Annotated in this window: 19 protein-coding genes; 7 read left to right on the top strand and 12 right to left on the bottom strand. The window is 43.4% G+C overall.

Annotated elements, in window-relative coordinates; genetic code table 11:
• The first annotated feature begins 49 nt into the window (after positions 1-49).
• The 4 genes from MP3633_RS16280 to MP3633_RS16265 all read left to right on the top strand — a co-directional run bounded on the left by MP3633_RS16280 (position 50) and on the right by MP3633_RS16265 (position 4568).
• On the top strand, positions 50-1117 hold the full coding sequence (locus MP3633_RS16280; RefSeq protein ID WP_176336321.1) for a quaternary amine ABC transporter ATP-binding protein: 1068 nt from the start codon (positions 50-52) through the stop codon (positions 1115-1117).
• The gene (locus MP3633_RS16275) at positions 1110-2480 is read left to right on the top strand and encodes an ABC transporter permease (protein WP_176336320.1); all 1371 of its coding nucleotides are present in this window, start codon (positions 1110-1112) and stop codon (positions 2478-2480) included. Before MP3633_RS16280 ends, MP3633_RS16275 begins: the two co-directional genes overlap by 8 nt.
• A gap of 104 nt (positions 2481-2584) precedes the next feature.
• A complete protein-coding gene (locus tag MP3633_RS16270; RefSeq protein WP_176336319.1) occupies positions 2585-3592 on the top strand; it encodes an ABC transporter substrate-binding protein in 1008 nt (335 codons plus the stop codon).
• Between the two features lie 43 nt (positions 3593-3635).
• Positions 3636-4568 carry an alpha/beta hydrolase gene (locus MP3633_RS16265; protein ID WP_176336318.1) on the top strand — a complete coding sequence of 311 codons (933 nt, stop codon included), beginning with the start codon at positions 3636-3638 and terminating at the stop codon, positions 4566-4568.
• A 310-nt stretch (positions 4569-4878) separates the two neighbouring features.
• Here MP3633_RS16265 and tatC read toward each other — a convergent pair whose 3' ends face one another.
• The 8 genes from tatC to MP3633_RS16225 all read right to left on the bottom strand — a co-directional run bounded on the left by tatC (position 4879) and on the right by MP3633_RS16225 (position 11460).
• Positions 4879-5649, bottom strand: coding sequence for a twin-arginine translocase subunit TatC (gene tatC, locus MP3633_RS16260; RefSeq protein WP_176336317.1), 771 nt, complete (start codon positions 5647-5649; stop codon positions 4879-4881).
• Between the two features lie 64 nt (positions 5650-5713).
• Positions 5714-6163, bottom strand: coding sequence for a Sec-independent protein translocase protein TatB (tatB, locus tag MP3633_RS19005; RefSeq protein WP_244959709.1), 450 nt, complete (start codon positions 6161-6163; stop codon positions 5714-5716).
• A gap of 3 nt (positions 6164-6166) precedes the next feature.
• Positions 6167-6385, bottom strand: coding sequence for a Sec-independent protein translocase subunit TatA (gene tatA / locus MP3633_RS16250; protein ID WP_112141272.1), 219 nt, complete (start codon positions 6383-6385; stop codon positions 6167-6169).
• Positions 6386-6401: 16 nt separating this feature from the next.
• On the bottom strand, positions 6402-6734 hold the full coding sequence (locus MP3633_RS16245; RefSeq protein ID WP_176336316.1) for a phosphoribosyl-ATP diphosphatase: 333 nt from the start codon (positions 6732-6734) through the stop codon (positions 6402-6404).
• 16 nt (positions 6735-6750) lie between these two features.
• Positions 6751-8394: a ubiquinone biosynthesis regulatory protein kinase UbiB gene (ubiB, locus tag MP3633_RS16240; protein WP_176336315.1), complete on the bottom strand. Its 1644-nt coding sequence runs from the start codon at positions 8392-8394 to the stop codon at positions 6751-6753.
• Between the two features lie 2 nt (positions 8395-8396).
• Positions 8397-9152, bottom strand: a complete 756-nt coding sequence (ubiE, locus tag MP3633_RS16235) for a bifunctional demethylmenaquinone methyltransferase/2-methoxy-6-polyprenyl-1,4-benzoquinol methylase UbiE (protein ID WP_112141266.1) — start codon at positions 9150-9152, stop codon at positions 8397-8399.
• Positions 9153-9290: 138 nt separating this feature from the next.
• Positions 9291-10823: a GGDEF domain-containing protein gene (locus MP3633_RS16230; protein WP_176336314.1), complete on the bottom strand. Its 1533-nt coding sequence runs from the start codon at positions 10821-10823 to the stop codon at positions 9291-9293.
• 16 nt (positions 10824-10839) lie between these two features.
• On the bottom strand, positions 10840-11460 hold the full coding sequence (locus tag MP3633_RS16225) for a thiol:disulfide interchange protein DsbA/DsbL (RefSeq protein ID WP_176336313.1): 621 nt from the start codon (positions 11458-11460) through the stop codon (positions 10840-10842).
• Between the two features lie 320 nt (positions 11461-11780).
• Between MP3633_RS16225 and yihA the strand changes: the two genes are divergently transcribed.
• The gene (gene yihA, locus MP3633_RS16220; protein ID WP_112141260.1) at positions 11781-12425 is read left to right on the top strand and encodes a ribosome biogenesis GTP-binding protein YihA/YsxC; all 645 of its coding nucleotides are present in this window, start codon (positions 11781-11783) and stop codon (positions 12423-12425) included.
• Between the two features lie 80 nt (positions 12426-12505).
• Here the strand turns inward: yihA and gshA are convergent, their stop codons facing one another.
• The 4 genes from gshA to hisB form a co-directional block, all read right to left on the bottom strand.
• Positions 12506-14098: a glutamate--cysteine ligase gene (gene gshA / locus MP3633_RS16215; RefSeq protein WP_176336312.1), complete on the bottom strand. Its 1593-nt coding sequence runs from the start codon at positions 14096-14098 to the stop codon at positions 12506-12508.
• A 190-nt stretch (positions 14099-14288) separates the two neighbouring features.
• Complete coding sequence (gene hisF, locus MP3633_RS16210; RefSeq protein WP_176336311.1) at positions 14289-15062, bottom strand: imidazole glycerol phosphate synthase subunit HisF; 774 nt, start codon at positions 15060-15062, stop codon at positions 14289-14291.
• Positions 15063-15116: 54 nt separating this feature from the next.
• On the bottom strand, positions 15117-15779 hold the full coding sequence (gene hisH / locus MP3633_RS16205; RefSeq protein ID WP_176336850.1) for an imidazole glycerol phosphate synthase subunit HisH: 663 nt from the start codon (positions 15777-15779) through the stop codon (positions 15117-15119).
• Between the two features lie 33 nt (positions 15780-15812).
• On the bottom strand, positions 15813-16406 hold the full coding sequence (gene hisB / locus MP3633_RS16200; RefSeq protein ID WP_112141253.1) for an imidazoleglycerol-phosphate dehydratase HisB: 594 nt from the start codon (positions 16404-16406) through the stop codon (positions 15813-15815).
• 443 nt (positions 16407-16849) lie between these two features.
• Here hisB and MP3633_RS16195 point away from each other — a divergent pair, with 443 nt between their 5' ends.
• Both MP3633_RS16195 and mutY read left to right on the top strand, forming a co-directional pair.
• Entirely contained in the window at positions 16850-19195 is a 2346-nt protein-coding gene (locus MP3633_RS16195; protein ID WP_176336310.1) for an AsmA family protein, read from the top strand.
• A 38-nt stretch (positions 19196-19233) separates the two neighbouring features.
• Positions 19234-20283 (top strand): A/G-specific adenine glycosylase, encoded by a 1050-nt coding sequence (gene mutY / locus MP3633_RS16190; protein WP_176336309.1) that lies wholly within the window; start codon positions 19234-19236, stop codon positions 20281-20283.
• Positions 20284-20296: the final 13 nt, after the last annotated feature.

The raw sequence follows: 20296 nt of genomic DNA, 5'->3' as shown, positions 1-20296 counted from the left end.
TTTGGTGTTTGTAGAGCACCATCAACTCAAACTAGGTGGGCGAAGTTAGATGTTAGAAAACAAAAGAGAACAACCTGCAATAGAATGCAGAAATGTATGGAAAATATTTGGTGATCGATCGGTTGAAGCTCTGCATGCCGTAAAAACCAAAGGACTAACCAAAGATCAAGTGCACGAAGAGTACGATTGTGTCGTTGCTGTGGCAAACGCGAGTTTTCAAGCGTTAGAAGGGGAGATATTTTGCATCATGGGGTTATCAGGGAGTGGTAAATCCACACTGGTACGCCATATCAATCGTCTCATTGAGCCCACGGCAGGTGATATACTGATTGAAAATGAAGATATCAATGCATTAGACGCGAAGCAATTACGTAAAATTCGTGCTGAGAAAATTGGCATGGTATTTCAACATACGGCGTTATTACCCCATCGTACCGTACGAGAGAATGTGGCATTAGGACTTGAATTACGCCATGTAGATGAATCGCACCGACTGAATATAGCGCAAAAAAAACTGGAATTAGTTCAACTCGATGGATGGGAAGATCGTATGCCATCTGAGTTATCTGGTGGCATGCAGCAGCGAGTTGGCCTCGCTCGTGCTATGGCGGCAGATCCTTCTATTCTTTTAATGGATGAGCCTTTTAGCGCATTGGATCCTTTGATTCGACGCCAGTTACAAGACCAGTTTCTAGAACTCGCCAGAAAGATGAACAAAACCACCATATTCATTACGCACGATTTAGACGAAGCCATTCGTATTGGTAATCGTATCGCAATTATGAAAGATGGCGAAATTGTACAAATAGGCACACCGGAGCAAATCATCACGGCGCCTGCCAATGATTATGTGGCGGAATTTGTAAAAGACATCTCGCGTTTAAAATTGGTGTCTGCCCAATCGATAATGCGCCCAATTGAAGATTATTTGAAAGAGAACACCTTGGATCAGAACCTCTGCCCAAGAGCGCCACACGATGCGGATCTTGATGAGCTGATTAATTTAGCCATTGATCATGAAAATCCTATCCTTGTCTTAAAACAAGATAAAGAAGTTGGCGTGATTACCAAACGTCAATTATTGCGTGGCATACAAGGGAGAGATGCAAATGAGTGATTCTGCTAAGCAAGAAACAATGACGAATGCTAAAGAAGGCAATAATCCGCCCTTAAGTAAGAAAGAAATTGATGGTTTAAAGCGATTTCTGGGCAGTTCAATAGAATACTATTTGCAGTCGTTTAATGAAATTATCCAAGGTAAGAAATACAAACTTAATCTAGCGGCGGCGATGGCTGGACCTTTGTGGGCAGCGAGTCGTAACGTCTGGTTTTTATTTTGGGCCTTATTAGTGACCGATATACTGGGCTGTATTTCGATTGCCAGAAGCCTTTGGAGTGCAGACGCTTACCCTGAGGCTAGTGTTGCAGTCGGTCTTGGTGTCCTTGTTGTTGGTCGATTGATTGGCGGCAGCGTCGCAAACAGTTTGTATTACAATTTCTACAATAAATGGCGAATTAATAACGACTTATTAAAAGGTACTAGCAGCAATAGAATAATGAAAGGCGTAGCACTGATCGCTGCCATTTACCCTTTAACGGTTTATAAGTTTAGTGCAGCACAAGTTATCGATGCCTTAGACACCTTTCCAACCAGCCGTAAAATCGCTTCGACCACAGCAAATAGTATCGATGCTTTTGTTGAATGGTTAACGATTTCGTTTGAAGATGTTTTTGATTCGATTACTTGGGCTATTCGCGGCATGCTCGATTTTCTTGAGCTGTTGTTTATTGGTACGCCTTGGCCTGTGATGGCGCTGCTATTACTTTTATTGTCATGGAAAATGGCAGGTTGGAAAGTGGTGGCGTTTACTGCTGCTGCCTTGACGTATCTAGGGGCATTTGGCTTCTGGGATAAATCAATGAGCACCATGGCGTTGGTCGGTGCTTCGGTGTTTATCTGCTTACTCATTGGTGCGCCTTTGGGCATTCTTGCCGCCAAAAACCCTCGTTTTAACAGAATTCTAAATCCCATCTTGGATGTGATGCAGACCATGCCGAGTTTTGTTTATCTGATTCCTGCCATTGCGTTCTTTTCAGTCGGCAAACCGCCTGCGGTATTAGCGACAGTAGTATTTGCTATGCCGCCGATGATCCGATTAACCGCGTTAGGCATTCAGCAAGTGAGTCCATCGGTCATTGAAGCGATGTTGGCATTTGGGGCGAGCCCGAATCAGGTCTTGTTTAAGGCGCAATTGCCGTTGGCGATGCCGTCTATTATGGCGGGGATCAACCAAAGCATCATGATGAGTTTGTCTATGGTGGTGGTAGCTGCGTTGATTGGCGCGGGAGGACTTGGGTACGATGTTTTGTCTTCTTTGCAGCATCTTGATGCAGGTAAAGGTCTGCTGGCGGGTCTTGCGATTGTATTGTGCGCGATGATTCTGGACAAAATTATCCAAGGGCATCATCGAAAAGCATAATTTCTTAATAGAATAAACATAATTTTGGTCTAGGAGCATTTATTGAGTTTGATAAATAATTGCTTTTACTTGGATTGTTAATGAAAAATAAAGAGGAAATACCAATGAAGAAAGCACTAGCAATATTTGGGTTAACTACCGCTGTGGGGGTAAGTATATCCCAAGGCGTAAGCGCTAAAGAGACGATCGTTATTGGTGAAGTAAGCTGGGACGCTTCTCTTGCTATTGAGAACGTATTGAAGGTTGTCATGGAAAAGAATTTCAATGTGGATGTTGAAATCATGTCTGCTGATCAGGCGGCTATATGGTCAGCTATGGATAAAGGCAAAGGCAGTATTGATGTTCATCCAGATATTTGGACATCTTCTCAAACGGAACCCTGGGCGAAGTTTATCGCAAAAGGCGGTAAAGAAAGCGTTCGAGCTAACAAAACTCCTTATTTAGGAACCGATGGTTTTTACATTCCAGGCTATATCCAAGATGAGTACGGTGTGAAGTCTGTTTATGACTTGGCGAAACCAGAGATTGCTAAATTGTTTGATGCTGATGGCGACGGGCTAGGTGAATACTGGCCTGGTGCGCCGGGTTGGACAGGAGTGAAAATCAATCAAATAAAAGCTAAAAGCTATGGGTTTGATAAGTATTTTGAACCTATTATCGTGTCGGACTCCATTATTAAAGCTCAGCTTAAGACCGCTTATCGTAAGAAAGAAGGTATCTTGTTTTATTACTGGACACCAGAATGGATTCATTTTACCTATGACCTTCGTAAGCTTGAGGAGCCTGCATTTACTGGCTACGCCGGAGACAGTAAAAAACTACATAAAGATTACAACCCTGATGGCTGTTATAAGTTTTCTGATACAGAAAACTGGTTACAAGACAGCGAAATTAAGTGCGGAGTTCCAAACACAGAAATCTACATAGGTTATTCCGCATCGCTAGAAAAAAGAGCGCCAGAAATCGCTGCGTTTTTAAGTAATGTGGCCTTGGATGCGTCTTATGTGAGTCAATGGATATTCAAAATTGCCAGCGAAGGAGAATACCCTGATGAAATGGCTGAAGAGTGGGTTAAAAACAATTCAGCGATTGTAGATACTTGGTTACCCTAAAAGCGACCCTACTTAACGTTAGACCAAGGTGTTAAATACTAAAATGGACAAGAAATACCCATTAAGTGAATCAATGACAGGTTTTGTGAAAGAAAGTTTGTCATTTTTCCATTCAGCCGTTGTTGATCAAGGAATTGATGCTCAACGGCTTGCTTATAATGCCATGACGTCCCATTTCGGGAGTTCGCGTCCCATTGCTTTACAAGTAGAGGATCAAACCCTTGCAGGCGTAAAGGTTCGTCACTACCAACCAGACGCTCCAGTACTTAATTTGCAAGTCCTGTTTGCCCATGGCGGTGGTTGGTATTTAGGCGGACTGGACAGTCACGATAGTTTTTGTGCTCATCTAGCGCATGATTGTGGTGTAACCGTGACGGCTATAGATTATTCATTAGCGCCAGAGCTGCCGTATCCTGAAGGCTTAAATGATATTGAGCGAGTTTATCGATCCCTATCCATGAATAATTCATCTTCTATTTTATTAATGGGAGATAGTGCGGGTGGCAATTTAATGGCTGCTTTATCATTACGTTGTCGACGCAAAGGTATTTCACCTGCTTATGCTCAATGTCTTCTTTATCCAGCCTTATCGAAGATAGGTTCTTTACCGTCACATTTAGCAATGTCGGATGCACCATTATTAGACACAAGCAGTATAGATTATTGTTGGGGCCAATATGTATCACTTTATGAATACAGCAATGCAGAAATCGAAGAGTTGCTGCCTCTTAGCGCAAGTACTCATATTTCTTTACCTCCAACCATGTTGTTTGCGGCTGAATATGACCCTTTGATTGATGACGCTCGTTATTATCAACAAGCGCTGATTGCTGCAAAAGTGCCTGCTGAGTTAAGTGTTATTAGAGGTTTGGTTCATAGCGGTTTACATGGTTTTAAATCAACCAGCGAGGGGCGGCAGTTTTATGCTGAAATCAACAGCTATGTTCAATCACAGATAAAGAAATTAGCAGGCTAGTTGCTTCAATATGTTTCTACCAGCGAACATCTACATGCCCTACCAATTCTTGAATCAAAGATGGTGATGATACTCTTTGGATAACGTGATACGCGCTAGGATGTCGACGTCTATCAGTGCCGTACTTACCTATTTTAAACGCTTGATAAGTATGTCTTTTACTTTGCTGTCAATTTACCATTAATGAGACTTTCATTTGTACAGGCTTATTTAAGTGGAATCAAAATCCAATCAACGCCGTTCAAAGTATTTAAACGACTATCCACAATGATTATGACAAGTTTCATAGTGATTGGAGATGTTACTGATCTTAGTTTTTGGAATCGTTACTTTCAGTGTTTTCTTCGCTGCCATCAACTACGATTTTCACCGTGCGACCTGCAATGAGCCCAAGTTCAAATAGCATCCACATTGGAATGGCGAGAAGGGTTTGAGAGAATATGTCAGGGGGGGTTATCAGCATGCCAACGACAAAGCAGCCAAGGAATATATAAGGGCGTTTTTTAGAAAGCGTTGCAACTGTGGTTACGCCAGCTTTGATGAGCAAATAAGTGGCGACAGGGATTTCAAACGTCACGCCAAAAGCAAAAAACAGTTTTAGAACAAAGTTTAGGTAGTTGTTAATGTCCGTCATGACAGTCACTTCGCCTGGTCCGACCGTGGTGAAAAAACCAAAAATCAGCGGTAGCACAGCGAAATAAGCAAACAGTACGCCAGCATAAAAAAGAAATATGCTGGAAACCAATAAAGGAATGGCAATTCGCTTTTCATTTTTATACAGAGCGGGTGCAATGAAAGACCAAGCTTGAAACAGAGTGTAAGGAACAGACAATAAAACAGCGACCGCAAAAGTTAACTTGAGTGGGGCTAGAAAAGGTGAGGCGACTTCGGTTGCAATTAATGAACTACCAACCGGTAGTAGCAGTCGCAACGGTTCAGAGACAATTAAATACAAATCATTGGCGAATGAGTATAAACCAATAAAAAGAGCCAGTATGACAAGCACTGTTTTAAGTAAACGATTTCTTAACTCAATAAGATGAGCGACCAGTGGAGCTTGATTGGAAGAATTTGTACTCATAATATGCGATAGGTCCGCGCGTCGTTAGAATAAAGAGTTTAGAGAAAGCCCATTCAAATAATTACTAGCTACGAGATGCTGCTTCGGGTGTTTTCTCAACATCGTCTAATAGTGAAGGCTCAATTGACTCTGATTTATCTGATGCAGATAAGGTTATACCGTCATCGCCGGGCACTTCACTCTCTTTTTCCTGATTTTCTGTGTCAGCAGCGGATGCCTTTAATGGTTCAGGTTCAGATACTTCCATTTTGCGTTCTTCAGGATAGGGAGTGATGGTGTTTTGTATTGCTTGCCCTTCTTTTAACAGGCGCTGGTTAGTTTCGCCAATTTTTTGCTGCAGTTCTTCGTGATCAAGTTGAGCATTGATTTCTCTTTGCACAGAATTGATACTGCGACGAATTTTACGAACCCACAACCCTGCTGTTCTAGCAGCATGGGGCAAGCGTTCAGGGCCCAGAATTAACAGGGCAACAACGAAAACAACGAGGAGTTCAGAAAATCCAATGTCGAACACAGATTAGGCGCTCTTATCGTCTTTTTTGACTTCAGCATCAATGACTTTATGCTGGGCCGTTTTTTCTTCTTCAGTGTCAGCTTCTTTGTCTACAGCTTCTTTGAAACCTTTGACAGCACCGCCTAAATCGGAACCAAGATTCTTAAGTTTTTTAGTACCAAAAATGAGTATTAAAATGGCTAAAACAATTAATAATTGCCAAATGCTAATTCCGCCTAACATACATTTCTCCTACAATTTATTTAGAACGACTGGCTTTTTCGTCTAAGCCAGATAAGTTAAATCGACGTGCTAATTCATCAAGTATAGCATCAGGGCCAATATCTAAATGAGATAACATGACAAGAGTGTGAAACCAAAGATCAGCAGTTTCATAAATCAAATCGGATTTGTCGCCAGATATGACAGCATCCTTAGCGGCAATAATGGTTTCAATGCTTTCTTCACCTACCTTTTCTAGGATCTTGTTTAATCCTTTTGCATGTAGGCTAGCGACATAGGAAGAGTCTTCCGCCGCATTTTTACGTTGTTCTAGTGTGGCTGCTAATTCAGCCAGTATATCAGCTCTCATTATAGTCTCTCGAATGTTACGGTTTTAGGACAAGCAAGTAAACGCCCGCCAAAAATAACCCTAAACTGGTCAAATCAGCGTCTTTTATATGGTTCAGAGACGCCGGGTCCGTTACCACCCAAGCGGCAGCTAGACTGAATAAGCCGAGCAAGCGAAAAGGCAGATTATGTCGGCCTTTTTTAAGCTCTTTACCCAGCTCATTAATCGCATGCGTTTGTGCTTGCATGCGCTCTTCCTGATGTGACATTTGCGATAATGCCGTAAAAATCAAATTAGGTATCTGTGGAAGCTGACCAGCCCACTGTGGCGCTTGTTTACGGACCTCTTCAATGACGCGTTTTGGACCGACTTGTTCGCGCATCCATCGTTCTAGGAACGGCTTGGCAGTCACCCAGAGGTCTAAATCTGGATAAAGTTGACGACCCAAGCCTTCAATATTGAGCAGTGTTTTTTCTAATAAAACCAACTGTGGTTGTACTTCCATGTTAAAGCGACGAGCCGTTTGGAATAAACCGATTAGTACTTGTCCAAAGGAGATGTCTTTTAATGGTTTTGCGAACATGGGCTCGCAAACGCTACGGATAGCCGACTCAAAAGCATGGACGGGGGTGCCTTTCGGAACCCAACCGCTTTCGACGTGCAATTTGGCGACCAAACGATAATCTCGTTGGAAAAAGGCCAATAGATTACGCGCTAAATAGCTTTTGTCTGCATCGTCCAAGCTTCCCATGATAGCGCAATCAATCGCAATGTATTTAGGTTTCTGCGGGTTGCTGGCATCAACGAAAATATTGCCAGGGTGCATATCTGCGTGGAAAAAGCTGTGAGAAAAAACTTGCGTGAAAAAGATCTCAACCCCTCGTTCAGCTAAGCATTTCATGTCCACGTTGGCTTTGTTTAGAGCCGCAATATCGGCAACGGGAATGCCAGAGATACGTTCCATCACCATGACATTACGGTGGCTATAATCCCAATAAACCTGCGGTACATAGAGTAAATCGGAATCCATGAAATTACGTTGTAACAACCCCGTATTTGCGGCTTCTTTCGCGAGATCCAGTTCATCCAGTATGGTGTATTCGTAATCGGTTACAACTTCAACAGGTCTTAAGCGTCGGCCGTCATCACTCATATTGGCAACAAGGTGTGCCAAGGTATAAAGCAGACCAATATCCTTGCTGATGGTCTTTTCTATTTTTGGACGAATAACTTTTATAACAACGTCTTCGCCAGAATGGAGCTTGGCAGTATGAACTTGTGCTATTGACGCTGAGGCCAATGGAATAGTAGAAAATTCCGCAAAGAGTTCACTGACTGGCGCTTTCAGGTCTCTTTCGATAATAGCTTGAGCCACATCACCAGAAAAAGCAGGCACTTTATCTTGAAGTTTTGCCAGTTCATCAGCGATATCGTCGTCAAGCAAATCACGTCGCGTGGATAAAATTTGTCCAAATTTAACGAAAATAGGGCCAAGGGACTCTAGTGCAAGACGAAGTCGCTCGCCCTTATTTTTACTGGCGCGCTTGCGACCAATAGAACAAACTAGGCCAAGCGTATAGCTGATATACCAAGGCAATAAGGCGAAAGGAATAAAAACATCAAGACGAAAGCGCATGACGGTGAATAGTATGCGCAGTAATCGAAAAAAGCTGGTCAACATGATTAGAATTTAAATCCTTTATGAAGCGCTACAATGCCGCCCGTTAAATTTTGGTAACTTGTGCGCTCAAATCCAACGTCATTCATCATACTTTTTAAGGTTTCTTGGTCTGGGTGCATGCGGATGGATTCGGCAAGATAGCGGTAACTTTCAGAATCGTTAGCAATCAACTTACCCATTGCTGGCAGCAGACGAAAAGAATATTGGTCGTAGACTTGAGAAAGTAGCTCAGACTCTGGTTTAGAAAATTCCAGAACCAATAAGCGGCCGCCAGGTTTTAAAACACGATACATAGACGCGAGTGCTTTGGATTTATCGGTGACATTACGCAAACCAAACGCGATGGTAATGCAATCGAAAGTATCATCAGGAAAAGGCAATGCTTCGGCATTGGCTTGAACAAACTTCACGTTACCAATAATGCCGTTATTAGCCAATTTGTCACGACCAACCTTTAGCATTGAATCATTGATATCCGCTAAAATAACGTGTCCTTCACTGCCCACTAAGCGTGAAAATTTAAGTGTTAAATCGCCTGTTCCGCCAGCGATGTCTAATACACAATTCCCAGCGCGAACACCCGATTGACTAATTGTATGGCGTTTCCAAAGGCGATGAACGCCACCAGACATAAGGTCATTCATTATGTCGTATTTTGTGGCGACGGAATGAAAAACTTGCGCGACGGCTTTTACTTTTTCATCGGTAGGAATTTCTTTAAAACCAAAATCTGTGGTTTTTTTCTGATCGTCTTGCATAAACTACTTCATCCTAATGGTGGCATCGCACGCCGCTTTCTTTGTGTAACAGCTCTTTAACAGCTTTTGACAAGGTGTATTTAATGGTGAGTGGTCATTGTAACCGCGACTGCAAGGCTCTGATACCGATTTTCGGTTCTATTTATTCCCCATGACCTTATTTCGGCCAGCCTCTTTTGCTAGATATAGCTGTTTGTCAGCTCGGGAAAATAACGACTCTGGTTCTTCTTGAGCGTTAAGCTCGGCGATACCAATAGATATGGAAATTGAAACTGGTTCACCCTGCATATTGAAAGGTGTTTTGACTACCGCAAGTCGAATGGCTTCTGCGCGTTCAATGGCTTGAGGAAGTGAGGTGTTTGGGAACGCAATGACGAACTCTTCGCCACCATAACGGAACATGAGATCTTCTTTTAATAAAACGCTGCGAATTTGTTTTGGTACTAGTCTTAGTACTTTGTCGCCTGCGAGATGCCCCCAAGAGTCATTTACTCTCTTAAAGTGATCTATGTCACAAACCGCTAAACAAATGGGTTTCTTGGTCTTCTGCATGATTTTACAGAGTGGCAGAATGGTGTCTTGATAGGCGGTGCGGTTCGGTAAATCGGTTAAAGAATCTGTCATCGCCTGAGCAAGTTTTTCTTGTAACAGAGTACGCAGTGATGCGGTGTCTTTTTCCATTCGAGTCACTTTGTTTTTCAGTGATGTGATGGATTGAGCTGAATGCTTTTCCTGCTCTATCATTTGTGCTCGATGTTCTGTCATGGTACTTGAAATAGTCGACAGTCGATCATTAATGAGGCTTTTTAAGCTATCTAAATCTTTTACACCATTGATGGCTAACGACGTGTCTTCAACTTGCATTTGAAGTTTTGTGTTAAAGCCTTCTCTACTTTCAGACAGTGATTTTTGTGAATGGTAGCTGGTGGAGATAGATTCATTGATGCTAGCGAGTTGTTTATTTAGCTGGGTTAAATAATTCGTCAAACTTTCTTGGGTTTTACCTATGGCGATCATGATGAAGTTAATAACTTCATCAAGCAATCCTGGAAGTTGTTGAATATTGCTATTTCCCAGTAATGCTCTTTTAAGATCAACGATGTCTTCATCATAGATGCTTGGAAGCGATAAATTATTCATTAGCCCTGCAAATGTGTGGCTAATTTGCACCATAATTTCTTGATCATTATTTTTAGGTGCTGAATCAGGGTTCCGGTTAAAAAAGCGTTTTAAAAAAGAACTCTTAGATTGGCTTGTTACGTCTTCAGGTTGATTTAAGGTGTTCTCTGCAAGCGTTAAAAAGCCTTTTAGAAGCTGAGGCCATTGTGATGATACTTGCCAGTTCGAGCGTATTTGAGCTTCGAGCTGCTTCTTCTCATTTTGAGGAACCCTTCTGCTTGTTTGTCTTTCGAGAAGGTCAATCAACTCTTGTAATGTACTGCGAACTTGCTTGGCTCTATCTGTTAGGGCCTCGTCACTTTTGATTAAGAGTGGCTCGGCATTGTTGAGTACATCTTGTATTTCTTGGGCCTTTGCCCCTTTATTGACGGCTTGGCGAATTTGGCGAACAACGGAATCAAGTTCAGGGTCATTTCCTTCTGCCAGCATGCTGGTTCTGGAAACCGCTTTACGTAATACTTCAATCAGTTTATCACTCGATGATTCCGTCATATCGCCTCATTTTATATTATTTTTGACGTTCTTTTTCGATCAGAAAATCGATTACTTTATAAATATTTTCATTGCCATTAGCGGTTTCTGCCGTCACGAGGTATTTGCCATTGACGATTAACCCTGGAACACCACGAGCGCCATAAGCACGTATTTTCGCGTCGGCTTGACTCAAACGGCTGTTGACAGCAAAAGAGTCGTACTGTTTACGGAACTCATCTTCACTAACGCCATAGTTTACAAAAAAGCTAGCAAGTGCGTCTTCAGAATTTAGGTTACGACGCTCAACATGGATAGCATTAAAAAGATCTGCACGCAGTTTATGCTCAATACCAAGTAAGTCTGCCACGTAGAAGGCTTTTGCATGCGCTAACCAACCACGGCCGAAAACAGCAGGTAAGAATTTGAAGTCAACATCACTTGGCATATTCTCTTCCCAGGCCCGAGTGATGGGTTCAAGTTTGTAGCAGTGCGGACATCCGTACCAAAAGATTTCAGTCACTTCTATTTTGCTTGGATCACTGGTGCGTACCGGTGTTTTGATGGTTGTGTAACCATTACCATCACTGTACTCGGCAGCGGCTGCCGTAAGTGGGATAAGGAAAGAAAGTATCAGCGCTGAAAACAGCTTTATCATGAATTGCTCCTAATCATGTTAATCAAAGTAATTTTTATATCATGCACAGAATTGCAACAAAATACGATTCTATTTAAGGCTGAAGGTTCTATTTTATTAGTAAGTTTACATAATATTTACATGAAGAAAACCGTCGGCGAATTCTTATTTATGCATTTTTGTAATAATCGTAAATCGTAGTAGCCTTAAATTAGGTCAATTAACGTGATTCTGCCGACTTTGATGGTTTAACATGGCATATCACCGTGTTTGCTGGCATTATATACAGCTAATGAAATAAATATGAATGCCAATCCGAATCTACTGACGAATATCAACTTATGACCCCTTTTGACTCAAATTTCCAGTCCGCACACTTTATTAAGAGTGCTGAGAAGCTTTCTCAATGTCCTCTAGACCAAGGTGTAGAGGTCGCATTTGCAGGCCGCTCGAATGCCGGTAAATCGACGGCATTAAATACCCTTACGAACCAAAAGAAATTAGCGCGGACTTCAAAAACACCGGGTCGAACTCAGCTTATCAATTGCTTTGGGATAAACGTTGAAGATCGTCGTTTAATTGACCTTCCAGGTTACGGTTTTGCAAAAGTTCCTATTGCTATGAAAAAAGTCTGGCAGGCACACATGCAAGACTATTTGATGAATCGTCGCTCTTTGGCTGGTGTTGTTTTAGTAATGGATATCCGCCACCCATTAAAAGAGTTTGATGAAATGATGCTGGACTGGGCTAAGTCCAATGGAATGAAGGTGCATGTCTTATTAACAAAATCGGACAAGCTAAAGCGTGGGCCAGCAAAATCAACCATGTTAGCCGTTCAAAAAGCGATTAAAGAGCACGGCGTTGATGGCACGGTACAGACCTTTTCATCGTTGAGTGGTGACGGAGTTGATGATCTGCGTATCAAGCTGGCTGAATGGTTGGTACTTGATAATCTTGAAGGGATTCCAGTTTCGCCAAATGCTTAAAGCGGCAGGCTTGCTTGCGTTAACGAAAAAAAGCCTCATATGAGGCTTTTTTTACATCTAGTGAATTGTGTACGGCTAATTTATTGTGGTGTTAAATACCCTTTTAAGAAGGTATCGAAATCCACCTCATCCGCCGCTTCAATAGCTTCTTGTTCGCGTAAAGAACGTTCTGCTTTCTCCATGAATTCGTGCGTCAATTCGTCAGATAAAGGGCAAGCCATCCAGTTTGCTTGTTGTTCTTTTGATAAGGTCAGCATGGCACTTTGGTAGCCTTGTTCTGCTTTACTGCGCTCTAATAAAAGAGCAGAAGGTAAAAGGGCTTCGTTGGTTAATTTTTCTTTTTGAACCTCAACCGCTTGTTGATAAGCAGAGTTGCCTGTTTTAGTAGATAAAAAATCCGCGACTTCCGTCAGAGCATCAAGCATGTTTTCTGCTTTATCACGCAGTTTTACTGGGCCTTGGCCAAAATCGAAGTTCATGTCTAAATCTCGGCCATGAGACGCAATTTCTTGCTGCATTTTACGTAGCTGGTTGCATTCTGCACTGCCTAGGCGTTCGTCGCCGCGCAACATGCAATACAGCAAGAAGACATCAATGAAATACAAGGTAGAAGACTGCATGCCAATGGAAGAGCTAGGGTCTAGGTCCATAATACGTACTTCAATGTATTCAACGCCTCTCGCTTGCAATGCAGCGCTTGGGTGTTCGCCTGGCTGAGTGACACGTTTAGGGCGAATGTCGCTGTAATACTCGTTTTCAATTTGCAAAAGATTGCTGTTTAACTGACGGTACAGACCGTCGACCTTCACACCAATGTCTTGGTAGCGCTGATATGGTGTTTGCAGCGCTTTCTTGACGGTACTGATGTACGTATCGACTTCGTTATAGCAAACATACAAATCCGCTTGAGCTTTGTTCTGATAACCAAGGTCGCTCATTCGAAGCGATGTCGCTTTAGGGCCAAACCACGTGTGTTTTTCAAGCTTTTCTAAGCTGTCAGGCTTTTTCGGTAAAAAGCTTTCGTCAATCGCAGGGGAAGCGCCAAACAATAATGACAGCATCCAAGAGCTACGGCGAAAATTACGAATCAAAGCGAAATAGCTGTCCGATTGAAAGGCTTGTTTTTCTGCTTGAGAAAGAGCTGTTTTGCCTTTATAGCTTTCTAAGAAAGACCAGAAGTCTTGATCAAACGAGAAGTTGTAATGCATACCTGCAATGCACTGCATGATACGACCATAGCGATTAGACAAGCCTTCACGATAAGTGCGCTTTAGTTGTCCTGTATTCGATTCACCAAAATACGCAATCGGGACATCTTCATTGCCCGCCAAGTAACACGGCATACTGGCAGGCCATAAGCATTCGTCTTGCTTGTAGAGTTCATGATTAACCACGTTATGGATATCGTCCAATTCTTTAATGACGCCTTCAACGCTAGGATGAACCTGCGTAATGAATTCCATCAAAGACTCTGAGTAATCCGTTGTAATGGAGCTGTGAGTTAACGCAGAACCTAATGCTTTGGGGTGAGGTTTGTGTGAAATGTGCCCTTCGGAACGATCAACTCGTAGCGCTTCTCGTTCCACGCCACGATGAAATGTTAATGCAGACGTTGTCGTGGCTTGCTGGCAATGAGTTTCCAGCGCTTGCAAAGCATTGGTTAAAGTGGTCAAGAAGTCTTCCTTCAATTGAATACGGCAAAATTAAATTTTAAGGATTGTACTCGTCGAAGCTTCTTTTCGGCAAGTCACAGATACCTTGTGCACAAAATATGCAGACTTCACCATGAAAAAAACGCGATGTTAACTAAACATCGCGTTTTGGGCTTTCTATTCACAGCAACCGTGGGCGATGAAATGGCGGTTATAGGCGCATTTCAATGCCCGCATCGGTCATGCGTTGTTTGGCTTCTTGAATGCTGTATTCGCCAAAGTGAAAAATGCTGGCCGCGAGTACCGCATCGGCTTTGCCTTTGATAACACCATCGACAAGATGATCAAGATTACCTACACCGCCAGAAGCGATAACGGGTACGTGAACGGCCTCACTGATCGCGCGCGTTACGCCAAGGTCAAAACCATTCTTTGTACCGTCACGATCCATACTGGTTAGGAGGATTTCCCCTGCACCGTATTCGACCATTTTTTTCGCCCATTCTACTGCGTCTAAACCAGTAGGTTTACGACCGCCGTGGGTAAAAATCTCCCATTTATCAGGTTCGCCTTCGGCACTGACTTTTTTCGCGTCAATGGCAACCACAATGCATTGTGAGCCAAAACGTTGTGCGGCTTCACGAACAAATTCAGGATTAAACACCGCCGCGGTATTGATGCCGACTTTGTCTGCTCCAGCGTTTAACATGCGACGAATATCGTCACAGGTGCGAATGCCACCGCCGACGGTTAAGGGGATGAAGACTTGGCTGGCAATGGCTTCCACCATATGAACGGTAGTTGCTCGGTCGTCAGAGCTGGCCGTAATGTCCAGAAAAGTGATTTCATCGGCGCCTTGCTCGTTGTAGCGTTTAGCCACTTCTACTGGATCGCCAGCGTCGCGAATGTCAAGGAACTGAACGCCTTTGACCACTCGACCATTGTCCACGTCAAGACAAGGAATAATACGTTTTGCTAAGCCCATAAATGACTCCTAATACCGCGCAAAGATCTTCGTTGGATTGTGAATAAGTGAACGTTATGGCTTGCCATTCCAATGAAGGAAATTCTTGTAAAGCTGAAGACCGTCTTTGTGGCTTTTTTCTGGGTGAAACTGTACCGCGAAAACATTGTCTCGTGCGAGCGCGACGCAGAATTCTAGGCCGTAATCACAGGTGCCGGCGACTTCTGCTTTATTCTCTGGCACAACATAAAAACTGTGTACAAAGTAGAAGCGGGCATTGTCATCAATATCAGCCCAAAGCGGGTGGTCAATAGTATGTTTGACTTGATTCCAACCCATGTGCGGCACTTTTAATTTGCTTCCGTCATGGTCTGTGTGTTTTTCGCCAAAGAACAGAGCGTTGCCTTGAAAGTGGTTCAAACAGTCAACACCGCCGTTTTCTTCACTGTGAGACATCAAAGATTGGATGCCTACGCAAATGGCGAGAAACGGTTTCTCCGCCATCGCTTTGCGAATGCTAGGCACAAGTCCCGCATTATGCATTTCACCAATACAATCACGAATGGCGCCAACGCCAGGAAGCAAAACACGATCAGCGGCATCAATGACGGCTGGATCGCTTGTCACAATAACGGAGGTGTTTTCATCTGCAACGTGTTCAAGCGCTTTGGCAACCGAATGTAGGTTGCCCATACCGTAGTCGATGACTGCAACAGTAGATTTTCTCATATCACCCATGGGATTTTTGCTGTTACTCATACTAAGAGAATCCTACAAACAACCTTTAGTGGAAGGCATTTGGCCTGCCATACGTTCGTCAACCTCTAACGCCATGCGTAACGCACGACCGAAGGCTTTAAAAATGGTTTCTGCTTGGTGGTGTGTGTTCTTACCACGAAGGTTGTCTAGATGAAGTGTAACTTTCGCGTGGTTGATAAAACCGTGGAAGAATTCAGAGAACAGATCCACATCAAAACCACCCACTGAACCGCGAGTAAACGGCACGTGCATTTCTAAGCCGGGACGACCAGAGAAATCGATGACGACGCGAGACAATGCTTCGTCCAAAGGAACATAAGCATGGCCGTAGCGTTTAATACCTTTTTTATCGCCAACAGCGATTTCAAAAGCTTGTCCCAGTGTAATACCCAAATCTTCCACTGTGTGATGAGCATCAATGTGAAGATCGCCAACCGCATGGATGTCTAAGTCAATTAGGCCATGACGTGCCACTTGCTCAAGCATATGGTCAAGAAAAGGTACGCCTGTGACGCAATTAAATTTACCGGTACCGTCTAGGTTAATCGACACCTTGATCTGAGTTTCAAGCGTATTACGCTCGACACTGGCAATGCGATCGGACATTGATTGGTTTCTCCGCAGTGATTGTGGCGAGTAGTCGCCACTGAATAAAACATAAGTGGCCCATTATAGAACGAGCGCTCTTTGGCTTCTATGTTTTATCTGGGTGTTTTTTGATGACTTGTCTCTATTGCTTCGATAAACGCTTACTTCGAATGCTATGATTAGGTGATTTTTAAAAAGCAGAACCTCACCCTAACCCTCCCCTTGAAGAAAGGGGAGGGAACTTTAACTCCTCCTTCTACAAAAGGGGGAGTTGAGAAGGGCGAGAACACCAAGCTCCTCCCCCTGCTAAGGGGAAGTTGAGAAGTGTAAGAACGCAAAACCTTCCGCCTACTATTGGGAAGGTTGGGAAGGGTAAGAACACCAAACCCCTCCCCCTGCTAAGGGGGAGGTTGGGAGGGGGTTAATGTTTGTATCTAGGTTAATTCATTAAGGAGTTTTTCATGGTTTGGATAAAGCGACTTTCATTATTAGTTGCCAGTTTATTGGCGTTCATTGTCGTACTGCTGGCGTATATCATGCTGTTTGTGAATCCAAATGACTTTAAGGATGAGTTAAAAAGCGTCGCTTTGGAAAAAGCCAATGTTAATTTACGTTTGGACGGTGATATCAGCTGGTCGTTCTTTCCTTGGCTTGGCCTTGAGCTTGAAAACATCGGCGTGGCGTTGGGTACAGACGCGGAAATTTTACAGTTTGATCGCGCCGAATTTGGTTTGGCTATTTTGCCTTTATTAGAAAAAAAGATTCAGGTTAATAAAGTGAATCTTGTGAACCTAAAAGCAAGCTTAAACAAAGATGCACAAGGGCAAGGAAACTGGCAATTGGACATACCGGAGTCAAGCGCTTCTAACGCTCAAGCGGCATCAGGGTCTTCATCTGCAACGACAACGCCTTCTGTCGAGGACTCCAGTGAAAGCGCGACCCCAATGAATTTGCCTGATATCCAACTTGATGAGTTACGCATTGAAAACGCGCAAGTCACATACCGTGATGAACAAACCAAGCAATTGATTAACGCGACTTTTAACGTGCAACTAAACGATGTGCAGTGGGATAAAGCATGGCCAATGGCTATGGACGTTGCGCTGACACAAAGTGATTTGCAAGGGAACACGCCATTACAGTTAAAAGCGAAGTTGAACGCGAATTTAGCGGTGTTTCCAGAAAGGGAATCCTTGTCGTTAGACTCACTTGTGCTGTCTGGGGATGTGTCTAGTGATGCGTTACCAACGAGTCCAATAGAAGTGAAATTAAGTGCGACCAATATCGATTTGGATTTGCCCCAAGAAAATGTCTTGGTAGAAGGGCTGGCGCTCAGTACGTTAGGATTGAATGTTGATGCCAAGATTCAAGTTTATCAAGTCTTGAGTAGCCCGCAATTTTCGGGAGTATTATCGGTAGGCGAATTCAATCCACGATACTTGATGACGCGTTTGAATCTGCCTATACCGGATATGTCAGATGACACCGCGCTGACCAAAGCGCGAGCAAACATTACCTTCGAAGGTAGCTTGGATTCGATTACCGCTCAGCCTATCTCGATTACGATGGACGAAACGAAAATAGAAGCCAATGCGGTGGTGGATTTATCCCCATTACGTTGGGATGTGAGTATTGCGGGTAAAAACTTGAATGTAGACCGTTACCTTCCCACCCCGGTTGAAGCTAGCCCAGAAGAAATCGCGGCGGCCAAAACGGATAATGTTACTGAGGCAGTACAGAATACTAATGTAGCTGGTGCAGAACAAAATAGCAGTGATGTCGGTGAGTTGATTCCAGTCGACTTGATCCGAAGCTTAAACGGTCATGTGGGTGTTGTGTTTGAAGGTCTCACAGTCAAAAAATTAAAAATAGACAAAATAGAGTTAGATTCCACTCAGGCTAATGGTTTGGTGAAAATATATCCGCTGCGCGCTTCTTTATATAAGGGCGATATTACCTCAAAAGTGAGCTTGGACGTACGAGGCAATACGCCTGTTGTCGATATATCCCCCGCCATTGATGGTGTGCAAATCCAACCCTTGTTAGTCGATTTTATGGACATGGATAAAATCGCAGGCGCGACCTATTTAAACGGGGAGCTCAGCGCGAGAGGCAATCAAATCGATGCTCTGATGTCATCACTGCAAGGCGACTTATTGGTAGAAATTAAAAATGGTGCTTTGGTGGGAACCAATTTAACAAAAACCGTCTGTGAAGGAATTGCCGCGATACGTAAAGAAAGCATTAAGGAAGACCAGTTTGGTCCAGACACACCGTTTGAAATCATGCGTTTTCCTGCTCATATCGTGAATGGAAAGGTTTCTACGCCGGGTTTAAAAATTAGTTCTGCGGGTATTCAGGTAACCGGCGATGGTGTTGTTTCTCTGCCGGATTCTTCCTTGGACTATCAGGCCAATGTTGGTGTCGCGGGAAGCGAACTAGATAAGGCGTGTCGAGTAAATGCCAAGTTAACCAAACTGGCTTTTCCTATTGTATGTAAAGGACAGTTTAGCGATGACCCTGCCGGTTTGTGTCGCCCTGATATAAAAGGCTTTGGTAAGTTATTTGCAAATTTAGCGAAAGATGAGCTGAAGCTCAAACTAGAGGCTGAAAAGGTAAGGCTTAAAGAAAAAGGTGCCGAACTAAAAGCGGAATTAGAAATGAAAAAACAAACCGAGAAAGCCAGATTAGAGGCTAAGTTAGCCACGGAAAAAGCTCGATTAAAAGCGGAGCTAGATGAAAAACGTCAAGCCGAAGCAGAAAGAGCAAAAGAGAAGCTTAAAGAAAAATTAAAAAGTTTGTTTTAATTGCTGATTAATTAAACCGCTGTAATCGTGAGAGAGAAATGCAACCAGTTAAGAATTTTGCGCCCCGCGTTTTAGCGTGGTTTGATGAGCACGGGCGCAAAACGTTGCCTTGGCAAGAGAATAAAACACCGTATCGAGTCTGGATTTCTGAAATCATGTTGCAGCAAACGCAAGTGACCACCGTTATTCCGTATTACCATAAGTTCATGACGTCGTTTCCGAGCGTTGAAGCATTAGCGCAGGCTGAGCAAGACGAGGTTCTAGCGCACTGGAGTGGTCTAGGGTATTACGCTCGAGCGCGCAATATGCATAAAGCCGCGAAAATGCTGGTGGATGAATTCGACAGTGAGTTTCCACAAAGTGTCGAAGGTGTGTGTGAGTTGCCAGGCATTGGCCGTTCGACGGCGGCGGCTATTCTATCTATTTCTCGTGGTGTCCAAGCCGCGATTTTAGATGGCAATGTAAAACGCGTACTTTCACGTTTTCATGCTGTGCCCACTTGGCCAGGTGAAAAGAAAACCGAAAATGCCATGTGGGAGCTGGCTGAAAATTACATGCCAAGTGAGCGCTGTGGTGATTACACTCAAGCAATGATGGATTTAGGCGCAACGCTTTGTACTCGTTCTAAACCGCAATGCTTGCTTTGCCCATTAGAAAGCGACTGCGAAGGTCGTCAAACGCCAGATCCCACTCAGTTTCCTATCCGTAAACCCAAAAAAGCCGCTAAGCCAGAAAAGAGTATTCAGTTGTTGGTATTAATGAATCAACAGGAACAGCTATTACTAGAAAAGCGCCCTCAGACGGGGATTTGGGGTGGATTATGGAGCCTGCCTGAACTGGCAACTGACGAGTCAGTGGTGCTGCATATTGAGCAACGATTTAGCGCACAGGTGAGCTCTGTCATACCCTTGTCATCTTTTAGGCATACTTTTAGTCATTATCATCTGGATATTTCCCCAAGCCAAATTCAAATGGCAGCAGCCAATTGGATAATGGAAGGGGATAAATACCAATGGTTCAGTCAACAAGAGGCGTTAGCACTTGGTTTGCCTGCGCCGGTGAGAAGTATTTTAGAAAAAATAATTTAAAATAAGTGGCTTA

The sequence above is a fragment of the Marinomonas primoryensis genome, assembly GCF_013372285.1.
GTDB classification, from domain to species: Bacteria; Pseudomonadota; Gammaproteobacteria; order Pseudomonadales; family Marinomonadaceae; genus Marinomonas; species Marinomonas primoryensis.
This window is presented reverse-complemented; position numbering and strand designations above follow the sequence as displayed.

What these genes read in the sequence shown, in the direction of transcription:
- MP3633_RS16280 (WP_176336321.1), top strand. Translation starts at nt 50, where the DNA reads ATGTTAGAAAACAAAAGAGAACAACCTGCAATAGAATGCAGAAATGTA.
- MP3633_RS16275 (WP_176336320.1), top strand. Translation starts at nt 1,110, where the DNA reads ATGAGTGATTCTGCTAAGCAAGAAACAATGACGAATGCTAAAGAAGGC.
- MP3633_RS16270 (WP_176336319.1), top strand. Translation starts at nt 2,585, where the DNA reads ATGAAGAAAGCACTAGCAATATTTGGGTTAACTACCGCTGTGGGGGTA.
- MP3633_RS16265 (WP_176336318.1), top strand. Translation starts at nt 3,636, where the DNA reads ATGGACAAGAAATACCCATTAAGTGAATCAATGACAGGTTTTGTGAAA.
- tatC (WP_176336317.1), bottom strand. Translation starts at nt 5,649, where the DNA reads ATGAGTACAAATTCTTCCAATCAAGCTCCACTGGTCGCTCATCTTATT.
- tatA (WP_112141272.1), bottom strand. Translation starts at nt 6,385, where the DNA reads ATGTTAGGCGGAATTAGCATTTGGCAATTATTAATTGTTTTAGCCATT.
- MP3633_RS16245 (WP_176336316.1), bottom strand. Translation starts at nt 6,734, where the DNA reads ATGAGAGCTGATATACTGGCTGAATTAGCAGCCACACTAGAACAACGT.
- ubiB (WP_176336315.1), bottom strand. Translation starts at nt 8,394, where the DNA reads ATGTTGACCAGCTTTTTTCGATTACTGCGCATACTATTCACCGTCATG.
- ubiE (WP_112141266.1), bottom strand. Translation starts at nt 9,152, where the DNA reads ATGCAAGACGATCAGAAAAAAACCACAGATTTTGGTTTTAAAGAAATT.
- MP3633_RS16230 (WP_176336314.1), bottom strand. Translation starts at nt 10,823, where the DNA reads ATGACGGAATCATCGAGTGATAAACTGATTGAAGTATTACGTAAAGCG.
- MP3633_RS16225 (WP_176336313.1), bottom strand. Translation starts at nt 11,460, where the DNA reads ATGATAAAGCTGTTTTCAGCGCTGATACTTTCTTTCCTTATCCCACTT.
- yihA (WP_112141260.1), top strand. Translation starts at nt 11,781, where the DNA reads ATGACCCCTTTTGACTCAAATTTCCAGTCCGCACACTTTATTAAGAGT.
- hisF (WP_176336311.1), bottom strand. Translation starts at nt 15,062, where the DNA reads ATGGGCTTAGCAAAACGTATTATTCCTTGTCTTGACGTGGACAATGGT.
- hisH (WP_176336850.1), bottom strand. Translation starts at nt 15,779, where the DNA reads ATGGGTGATATGAGAAAATCTACTGTTGCAGTCATCGACTACGGTATG.
- hisB (WP_112141253.1), bottom strand. Translation starts at nt 16,406, where the DNA reads ATGTCCGATCGCATTGCCAGTGTCGAGCGTAATACGCTTGAAACTCAG.
- MP3633_RS16195 (WP_176336310.1), top strand. Translation starts at nt 16,850, where the DNA reads ATGGTTTGGATAAAGCGACTTTCATTATTAGTTGCCAGTTTATTGGCG.
- mutY (WP_176336309.1), top strand. Translation starts at nt 19,234, where the DNA reads ATGCAACCAGTTAAGAATTTTGCGCCCCGCGTTTTAGCGTGGTTTGAT.